Consider the following 8475-nt stretch of genomic DNA (forward strand, 5'->3'; position numbering starts at 1 on the left):
AGCGGCGCCCGCCCCCCGCGCCGCGCCCGCGCCCAAGGCCGTCCCGACGAACGGCGTCCCCGCGCCTGCCGCCGCCGCCGCGGCCGACCCGGTGCCCGCCGCCGAGAAGCCCGTCACCCCGAACCCCGAGACGAAGTGAGGACGCGACCGTGAGATCGAACGCAGGAAAGCTCGTCGCCTGGGGAGTCGCCGTGGCGCTGGTCGCCGCGTTCGCCGCCTACATGACGACGCAGGTCATCCGGCCCGCGGCGGAGGCGAGCCCGCTGCCCACCCCCGGCGCGCTGACGCTGCCCGACATCGTCTTCTACGTGCTCGCCGCCCTGACCGTGGCCGGCGCGGCGGGCGTCGCCCTCTCGCGCAACATCCTCTACTCCGCCCTGGGGCTCCTCACGGCGCTCCTCGGGGCGGGCGGCCTCTACGTCTTCCTGTCGGCGGACTTCGTCGCCATCACCCAGCTGCTCATCTACATCGGCGGCGTGCTGGTGCTCGTGCTGTTCGCCGTGATGCTCACGAGCCGCATCACCGACGTCAAGGTGTCGAACGCGAGCTTCGGGCCGTTCGGCGGCGTCCTGCTCTTCGTCGCGGTGGCGCCGGTCCTCCTCGCCGTCGCGCTGCTCACGCCCTGGGCCGCCCGCGAGCCCGGACCGCTCGCGCCGACGACCGCCGCCATCGGCAACGCGTTCCTCACGCGCTGGCTGCTGCCCTTCGAGGTCGCGTCGATGGTGCTCCTCGCGACGCTGATCGGGGCGGTCGTCATCGCGCGCAAGGAGCTCAAGGCCGACTGAAGGCCGGAGACCCCATGATCTCGCTCACTCACTTCCTCGTCGTCGGTGCGCTGCTCTTCACCCTCGGCCTCGTGACGGTCGCCACCCGTCGCAACGCCGTCGGCATCCTGATGGGCGTCGAGCTCATCCTGAACGGCGCCAACGTGAACTTCGTGGCCTTCAACCACTACGTGACCGGCGGCGTGACCGGACAGGTGTTCGCGCTCTTCGTCATCGTCCTCGCGGCGGCGGAGGCCGCGGTGGGCCTCGCGATCGTCCTCTCCATCTTCCAGACGTTCAAGACCATCGACGTCCGCCACGCGGACCTCATGCGAGAGTAACGATGGAACACGCGAACCTTCAGGTGGTCGGCCACGCGGCCGAGGAGCTCGGCCGGCTGGCCGTGCACCACGTCTCGTACCTCTGGCTCATCCCGCTGTTCCCGCTCGTCGGCGCGGCCATCAACGCGCTCGTCGGGTGGAAGCTGCAGCGGATGTTCGGCAAGAAGATCGTCCACCGCATCGCCGTCACCGCGATGCTCGCGGCGTTCGCGGTGGCGCTGCGGGCGTTCTGGCAGATCCTCCACCTCCCCGCCGAGGAGCGCTTCCTCCAGGACACGCTCTGGAACGTGCTCACCGCCGGGCGCGTGACGGTGGATCTCGCGTTCGCGCTCGACCCGCTCTCGATGATGATGACCCTCGTCGTCACGGGGATCGGGACGCTCATCCACGTCTTCTCCATCGGCTACATGGCCGACGAGCCGGCGTACTGGCGGTTCTTCTCGTACCTGAACCTGTTCATCTTCGCGATGCTGCTCCTCGTCATGGGGGACAACTTCGCGGTGATGTTCTTCGGGTGGGAGGGCGTCGGCCTCGCGAGCTACCTGCTCATCGCCTTCTGGTACACGGATCCGGAGAAGGCCAAGGCCGGCATGAAGGCCTTCGTGGCGAACCGCTTCGGCGACTTCGGCTTCATCGCCGGCCTCCTGCTCCTGTTCTGGGCCCTCGGCGGCGCGTGGACGCCGCGGGACGGCGGCCTCCTCCGCAACACGGACTACCAGCCGGCGGCCGAGCTCAACGCGGTCGCCCCCGCCGCGACCGCGGCCGAGGCGGACGCGCTCGCACCGCGCGTCGAGGGCGTGAAGGTCGGCCCGACGCTGAACTTCCGCGAGCTGCGCGACCAGGTCGTCATCGAGGCGACCGGCGTGAAGGAGCGGCTCGTCCACACGCACATCTGGGGCGTCTCGATCCTCGCGCTCATCGGGATCCTGCTGTTCGTCGGCGCGATGGGCAAGAGCGCCCAGCTGCCGCTCTACGTGTGGCTCCCGGACGCGATGGCCGGCCCCACCCCGGTCTCCGCCCTCATCCACGCGGCGACCATGGTCACCGCCGGCGTCTACATGGTGGCGCGCCTCAACTTCCTCTTCGCGCTCTCGCCGTCGGCGATGGGCTGGGTCGCGCTCATCGGCGCGGCGACGGCGATCTTCGCCGCCTCGATCGGCTTCTTCCAGTACGACATCAAGAAGGTCCTCGCCTACTCGACCGTCTCGCAGCTCGGCTTCATGTTCATCGGCGTGGGCGTGGGCGCGTACTGGGCCGGCACCTACCACCTCCTCACCCACGCGTTCTTCAAGGCGACGCTCTTCCTCGGGTCCGGCTCCGTCATCCTCGGCTGCCATCACGAGCAGGACATGCGGAAGATGGGCGGGCTGAAGAAGTACATGCCCATCACCCGCTGGACGTACCTCCTCGCCTGCATCGCCATCGCCGGGTTCCCGGTGATGAACGGCTTCTACTCGAAGGACGAGATCCTCTTCAAAGCCTTCACGAGCCGTCACCTCGAGCTGTTCGGGGTCGCGACGCCGTGGCTCGGGCCCGCGATCTTCGTCATCGGCATCGTCGCCGCGACCGGCACCGCCTTCTACATGTACCGGTCGTACTACATGACGTTCACCGGCGAGTACCGCGGGAACTCGGGCCACCACGACGAGCACAACGTCGACCCGCACGCCGCCGTCGCGGCGAAGTCGTCGGCGCTCTCGCACTCCGTCCACGCGGACGACGGCGCGGCGCACGCGTTCGGCGCGACGTCGCACGCGCCGGCGCACGGCGCCCTCGCCGACACGCCCGTCCACGCGGCGGCCGTCCACGCCCACGGCGCGCACGGCCACGACGCGGGTCACGCGACGGCGCACGACGACGACGCGGCGCACGGCCACGGGCACCACGGCGGCACGCCGCACGAGTCGCCCTGGACGATGACGCTCGTCCTCGTGCTCCTCGCGGCGGGCTCGTTCCTCACCCTCTTCCTCGGCATCCCGACGCTCTGGAGCCACGCGGCCCCCGCCCTCGAGCACTGGCTCGAGCCCGCGCTCCCCGCCGTGGAGGTCGCGAGCTGGCGGTTCCACGAGGTGCCGCACGCGCTGGAGTGGATGTTCCAGGGCATCGGCGTCCTCGCGGCGACGGTCGGCTGGGTCGCCGCCCGCGCGCTCTACAAGGACGGCAAGAGCGAGGTCCCCGCCCGCCTCAAGGCCCGCTTCGAGGGCGCCTGGACGGTCGTCTACAACAAGTACTACGTGGACGAGCTCTACGCGTTCGCCGTCCTCCGCCCCGCCGTCTCCTTCGCCCGCGCGCTGAGCCGCTTCGACGGCACGGTCATCGACGGCCTCGTGAACTTCGTCGGCGCCGTCGGCCGCACCCTCGGCCGGCTCGACGCCGCCATCGACAAGTACCTCGTGGACGGGCTGGTGAACGCGGTGGCGCAGGCCACGTGGGGCATCGGCCGCCAGATGCGGCACGTCCAGACCGGCCGGATCCAGACGTACCTCTACGGCGCGCTCGGGGGCGCGCTCGTCGTGGTCCTGCTGAACTTCCTCATCTCGTAGCGCCAGGAGAGCCGAGCACATGTTCCTGAACCCGGGCAACGTCCTCAGCTGGGCCACATTCTTCCCGCTCGCCGGAGCGGCCGCGATCGTCGTCCTGCTCGCGGTCCGTTACGTCGCGAACCTCCCCAAGAAGCTCGTCGACGACGGCGCGCGCCTCATCGCGCTGCTCGCCAGCGGGCTCTCGCTCGTCGCGGCGGTCGCCGCGTGGCGCATGTACGATCCGACCGACACGGGCGTGCAGCTCACGCACCACTTCGTGTGGATCCGCTCGTTCAACATCGAGTACTTCGTGGGCACGGACGGGCTCTCGATCTCGATGGTGCTCCTGTCCGGGCTCATCTCCTTCGTCGCGACCATCGCGTCGATGCCGTGGTGGTCGGGCGCCAAGGCCGCCGAGATGGCCGGCATGGTCGAGCACGACCACGGCCACGGGGACGACGCCCACCACCCGAAGCACTTCTCGGTGCGGATGGTGCCCGGCTACATGGTCATGCTGCTGCTCCTGCAGACCGGCATGATGGGCACCTTCGTCGCCCTGGACATGTTCCTCTTCTACGTGTTCTGGGAGGTCATGCTCCTGCCGATGTACTTCCTCATCGGCGTGTGGGGCGGGCCGCGCAAGGAGTACGCGGCGATCAAGTTCTTCCTCTACACCCTCGCCGGCTCCGTGCTGATGCTCCTCGCGATCATCGGCATCTACTACAACAGCGCGCCGGCGATGCTCGCGGACGGGACCCTCTCCTCCGGGCACACGTTCAACATCATCGAGCTCGGCCGCCAGGCCGCGAAGGGCCAGTTCCTCAACGCGGCGCCCATCCTCGGGATCGCGTTCACGAAGCTCGCCTTCGTCGCCCTCTTCATCGGGTTCGCGATCAAGATCCCGATGTTCCCCTTCCACACCTGGTTGCCCGACGCGCACGTCGAGGCGCCGACGCCGATCTCCGTCATCCTGGCCGGCGTGCTCCTGAAGATGGGCATCTACGGCATCCTCCGCTTCAACTACCCCATCCTCCCCGACGCGACCGCGTGGGCCGCGCACGCGATGGCGGTCTTCGGCGTCATCAACATCGTCTACGCCGCGTTCGTCTGCCTCGGGCAGAAGGACCTGAAGAAGCTCATCGCCTACTCGTCCGTCTCGCACATGGGCTTCTCGCTGCTCGGCATGGCGGCCATGACGCCCGCCGGCATCTCGGGCGCGGTGCTGAACCTCTTCACGCACGGCATCATCAGCCCGATGCTGTTCCTCATCGTGGGCGTGATCTACGACCGCGCCCACCACCGTGAGATCGAGAAGTTCGGCGGCCTCGCCTCCGAGCTCCCCGAGTACACCGCGATCATGGGCCTCGCGTTCTTCGCGTCGCTCGGCCTCCCCGGCCTCGCCGGCTTCATCGCCGAGTTCATGGTCTTCACGGGCGCGTTCCCGGTGTTCACCGGCTACACGATCATCTCGGCGACCGCCGTCATCATCACCGCCGCGTACTACCTGTGGGCGATCCACCGGATGTTCCTCGGCAAGCTGAACCCCGTCTACAAGGGGTATCCGGACCTCAACTGGCGCGAGCGCATCTCGCTCTACCCGCTCGCCGCCATCGCGATCGTCCTCGGCTTCTACCCGCAGGCGATCCTCGGGGTCATCAACCGCAGCCTGCACCTCATCATCCAGAACATCCGGCCGCTGTAGGCCCGGAGCGAGACCGTGATGGACTCCTTCCTCCCTCTCGTCGACGAGAACCTGCGCTCCGCGCTCTGGTTCCGGCCGGAGATGGCGCTCACGTTCGGGACGCTGATCCTGTTCGTGCTCGACGTCGTCTTCCGCCGGAGCGCGGCGCGGGTCGCGCTCCTCTCCGCCGCGGCGCTCGCCGTCCTCGCAGCGGCGGCGGGGCTCCTCGCCATCCAGCCGCCGGACGCCCAGTCGCTGTTCAACGGCATGCTCGCGAACGACGCGTTCGCCATCTTCTTCAAGTGGCTGTTCCTCGCGGCGGGGGCGCTCACCGTCGTCATCGCCGCGCAGGGGCGCGACTTCCCGCCCGAGCGCATCGGCCAGTTCTTCGCGCTGCTCATGGCGATCGTGCTCGGGATGTTCATGATGGCGAGCGCGACCGACCTGCTCATGGTCTACCTCTCCCTCGAGCTCGTCTCGATGGTGAGCTACGTCCTCGCGGGCTTCCGCAAGGGCGACCGCAAGGCCGCCGAGGGCTCGCTGAAGTACGTCATCTACGGCGGCGTGGCCTCGGGGGTCATGCTCTTCGGCATGAGCTACCTGTACGGCCTCACGGGCACGACGAGCCTCCACGCGGTCGGCGCCCAGCTGCAGGGGATCCAGGCCGGCTCGGCCGTCTCGGTCGCGGCGACGCGCATCGCGCTCGTGGTCTCCATCGTGTTCGTCACCGCCGGCGTCGGCTACAAGGTCGCCGCGGTGCCGTGGCACATGTGGTGCCCGGACGTGTACGAGGGCGCGCCCACGCCGTTCACGGCGTTCCTCTCCGTCGGCCCGAAGGCCGCGGGCTTCGCGCTCGCGATCCGGATCTTCAACACCGCGCTCGCCGGCCCCGCCTCGCCCGCCACCGGCTTCGCCGTGGCGCTCGCCGGGATCCCCTGGCCCGCCGTCATCGGGGTCGTCTCCGCCGTCACGATGACGCTCGGCAACTTCACCGCGCTCGGGCAGACGAACCTGAAGCGGCTCCTCGCCTACTCGTCCATCGCGCACGCGGGCTACACGCTCATGGGCCTCTCCACGGTCTCCGACCGCGGCGTGCAGGCCGTCATGATCTACATGCTCGTGTACCTCGTCATGAACGTGGGCGCGTTCCTGGTCGTGATCCTCGTCGCCGAGGCGACCGGCTCGGAGTCGATCCTCGACTACCGCGGCCTGTCCAGGCGCCACCCGGTCGCGGCGGTGGCGTTCGCGATCTTCCTGTTCTCGCTCACGGGGCTCCCGCCGTTCGCCGGGTTCGCGGGCAAGTGGTACCTGTTCTACGCGGTCTTCGAGCGGATCGACGGGCCTGGCGGAGGCTGGTACGCGTGGCTCGCGCTCATCGGCGCGCTCAACACGGCGGTCTCGCTCTACTACTACGTGCGCGTGGTGCGGGCGATGTTCATCGACGCGCCGTACACGGCCGACGCGCCGGCCATCCGCGCGCGCCCGGGCTACCAGCTGCTGCTCGGCGGGTTCTCGCTGGCCATCCTGGTGTTCGGGATCTGGTGGACGCCCATGATCCGCTGGACGCAGGCGTCGCTGCAGCTGTTCCGCGGGTAGGCGACCCCCGCAGCGCGCCGCGGCGAGCGGCCCGACCGGTTCCAGCCGGTCGGGCCGTTCTCTTTTCGCGTCCCGCGCGGGCGCCGCCCTCTAGGGCCTGCGAGCCTCGAGGCGCGCGAGGTCCGCCGCGCTCATCGTGACGTCGCCGAAGTGGCGGTCCGGCGAGATCTGCGGTCCGTGGAAGTCGGACCCCGCGGTGGGCACCAGGTCGAGCGCCTCGGCCGCGCGGCGGTACTTCTCGCGCACCGACGGGTTGTGGTCGGCGTGCAGCACCTCGACGCCCTCGACGCCGAACGCGCGCAGCCGCTCGAGATCCCCGCGCTCCAGCCCCGACACGCCGGGGTGGGCGACGGTGGTGGTCCCGCCCGCGGAGCGCACGAGCCGCACGGCCTCCTCGGCGTCGAGCCGGTAGCGCTGGACGTACGCCGGCCGGCCTTCGCCGAGGAAGCGGTCGAACGCCTCCTTCACGTCCACGACCGCCCCCGTCTCCACGATCGCCCGCGCCACGTGCGGCCGACCGATCGTCTTGCCGCCGCTGTACTTCTCGATGTCGTGGACCTGCAGCCGCACGCCGAGCGTGGAGAGCTTCTTCACGATCTGCTCCATGCGGGTGCGTCGCTGGTCCGCCAGGAAGTCCTCGAAGCGCCTCAGGGCCGCGTCCGCCGGGTCCACGAAGTGCCCGAGGAGGTGGATCTCGCGCCGGTCGAGGAACGCGGAGAGCTCGATCCCGGGCACGAAGCGGAGGCCGAGGCGCTCCGCGGCCTCGTTCGCCGCGGGCAGGCCCGCCACCGTGTCGTGATCGCAGAGCGCCCAGACCTTCACGCCGGCCGAGGCGGCGCGCGCCGCGACGTCGCCTGCGGCGAACTGCCCGTCGGACGCGAGGCTGTGCGAGTGCAGGTCGATGAGTCCGTCGGCGGTCGGCCCAGCCATGAAATGTCCACCTCGTGCGTGCTACAATATCGACTTCAAGCACAGCGCGCTCGGCGGGAGAGGTGGCGCGCGGGGAAGGCCTCGATGCAGCACGTACTGCGTATCTCGCGGAAGATCGATTACGGGCTCCGGGCGATGATCTACCTCGCCTCGATCCCGCAGGAGTCGGTGGTGCCCTTCCGGGAGATCGCGCGCCAGATGGACGTACCGGAGGACTTCCTCGCGAAGATCCTGAAGACCCTCGTCGACCAGAGCCTCGTGAAGTCCACGCGCGGCCCGCACGGCGGCTACGCCCTCGCGCGCTCGCCGAACGAGATCAGCTTCCTCGACGTCATCGAGGCGGTGGAGGGGCCGGTCGCCCTGAACGTCTGCCTCGACGGCGAGGACGCTTGCGGTCACTCGACCGCGTGTACCATGGTCTCGGTCTGGCGCCAGGGGCAGGAGCGGATGCTCGACGTCTACCGGCAGGCGAAGCTCGTCGAGCTCGCCTTCAAGCCGGCCGACGACGGCCAGATCGGCCTCGTCCAGCTCCAGCTCCAGTCGTCGGCGCGCGAGGCATGATCTAGGGGGGGGGGGGGCCCCCCCCCCGGGGGCCCCGCCCCCCGGGCCCCCCCCCCCGCGGCGGGGGCCCCGGGGCGGGG

7 protein-coding genes are annotated in these 8475 nt (G+C 69.9%); 6 read left to right on the forward strand and 1 reads right to left on the reverse strand.

Going from position 1 to position 8475, the window contains the following annotated elements:
- Positions 1 to 149 precede the first annotated feature (149 nt).
- The 5 genes from MNZ29_RS20290 to MNZ29_RS20310 are packed head-to-tail and all read left to right on the forward strand — an operon-like array spanning position 150 to position 6904.
- Positions 150 to 785 (forward strand): NADH-quinone oxidoreductase subunit J, encoded by a 636-nt coding sequence (locus MNZ29_RS20290; protein WP_242340084.1) that lies wholly within the window; start codon positions 150 to 152, stop codon positions 783 to 785.
- A gap of 14 nt (positions 786 to 799) precedes the next feature.
- Positions 800 to 1105 (forward strand): NADH-quinone oxidoreductase subunit NuoK, encoded by a 306-nt coding sequence (nuoK, locus tag MNZ29_RS20295; protein WP_242340083.1) that lies wholly within the window; start codon positions 800 to 802, stop codon positions 1103 to 1105.
- Between the two features lie 2 nt (positions 1106 to 1107).
- The gene (locus tag MNZ29_RS20300; RefSeq protein WP_242356503.1) at positions 1108 to 3648 is read left to right on the forward strand and encodes an NADH-quinone oxidoreductase subunit L; all 2541 of its coding nucleotides are present in this window, start codon (positions 1108 to 1110) and stop codon (positions 3646 to 3648) included.
- 19 nt (positions 3649 to 3667) lie between these two features.
- Complete coding sequence (locus MNZ29_RS20305; protein ID WP_242340081.1) at positions 3668 to 5329, forward strand: NuoM family protein; 1662 nt, start codon at positions 3668 to 3670, stop codon at positions 5327 to 5329.
- An 18-nt stretch (positions 5330 to 5347) separates the two neighbouring features.
- Entirely contained in the window at positions 5348 to 6904 is a 1557-nt protein-coding gene (locus MNZ29_RS20310) for an NADH-quinone oxidoreductase subunit N (RefSeq protein ID WP_242340080.1), read from the forward strand.
- Positions 6905 to 6994: 90 nt separating this feature from the next.
- Here MNZ29_RS20310 and MNZ29_RS20315 read toward each other — a convergent pair whose 3' ends face one another.
- Positions 6995 to 7834, reverse strand: coding sequence for a PHP domain-containing protein (locus MNZ29_RS20315; protein ID WP_242340079.1), 840 nt, complete (start codon positions 7832 to 7834; stop codon positions 6995 to 6997).
- 84 nt (positions 7835 to 7918) lie between these two features.
- Between MNZ29_RS20315 and MNZ29_RS20320 the strand changes: the two genes are divergently transcribed.
- Entirely contained in the window at positions 7919 to 8395 is a 477-nt protein-coding gene (locus tag MNZ29_RS20320) for an Rrf2 family transcriptional regulator (RefSeq protein WP_242340078.1), read from the forward strand.
- The last annotated feature ends 80 nt before the right edge of the window (positions 8396 to 8475 follow it).

It is taken from the genome of Anaeromyxobacter sp. SG64 (genome assembly GCF_022690745.1).
Lineage (GTDB): Bacteria > Myxococcota > Myxococcia > Myxococcales > Anaeromyxobacteraceae > Anaeromyxobacter > Anaeromyxobacter soli.

Bases quoted from the DNA above. Each gene is read 5' to 3' on its own strand.
- nuoK (WP_242340083.1), top strand. From the start codon at position 800: ATGATCTCGCTCACTCACTTCCTCGTCGTCGGTGCGCTGCTCTTCACC.
- MNZ29_RS20300 (WP_242356503.1), top strand. From the start codon at position 1,108: ATGGAACACGCGAACCTTCAGGTGGTCGGCCACGCGGCCGAGGAGCTC.
- MNZ29_RS20305 (WP_242340081.1), top strand. From the start codon at position 3,668: ATGTTCCTGAACCCGGGCAACGTCCTCAGCTGGGCCACATTCTTCCCG.
- MNZ29_RS20310 (WP_242340080.1), top strand. From the start codon at position 5,348: ATGGACTCCTTCCTCCCTCTCGTCGACGAGAACCTGCGCTCCGCGCTC.
- MNZ29_RS20315 (WP_242340079.1), bottom strand. From the start codon at position 7,834: ATGGCTGGGCCGACCGCCGACGGACTCATCGACCTGCACTCGCACAGC.
- MNZ29_RS20320 (WP_242340078.1), top strand. From the start codon at position 7,919: ATGCAGCACGTACTGCGTATCTCGCGGAAGATCGATTACGGGCTCCGG.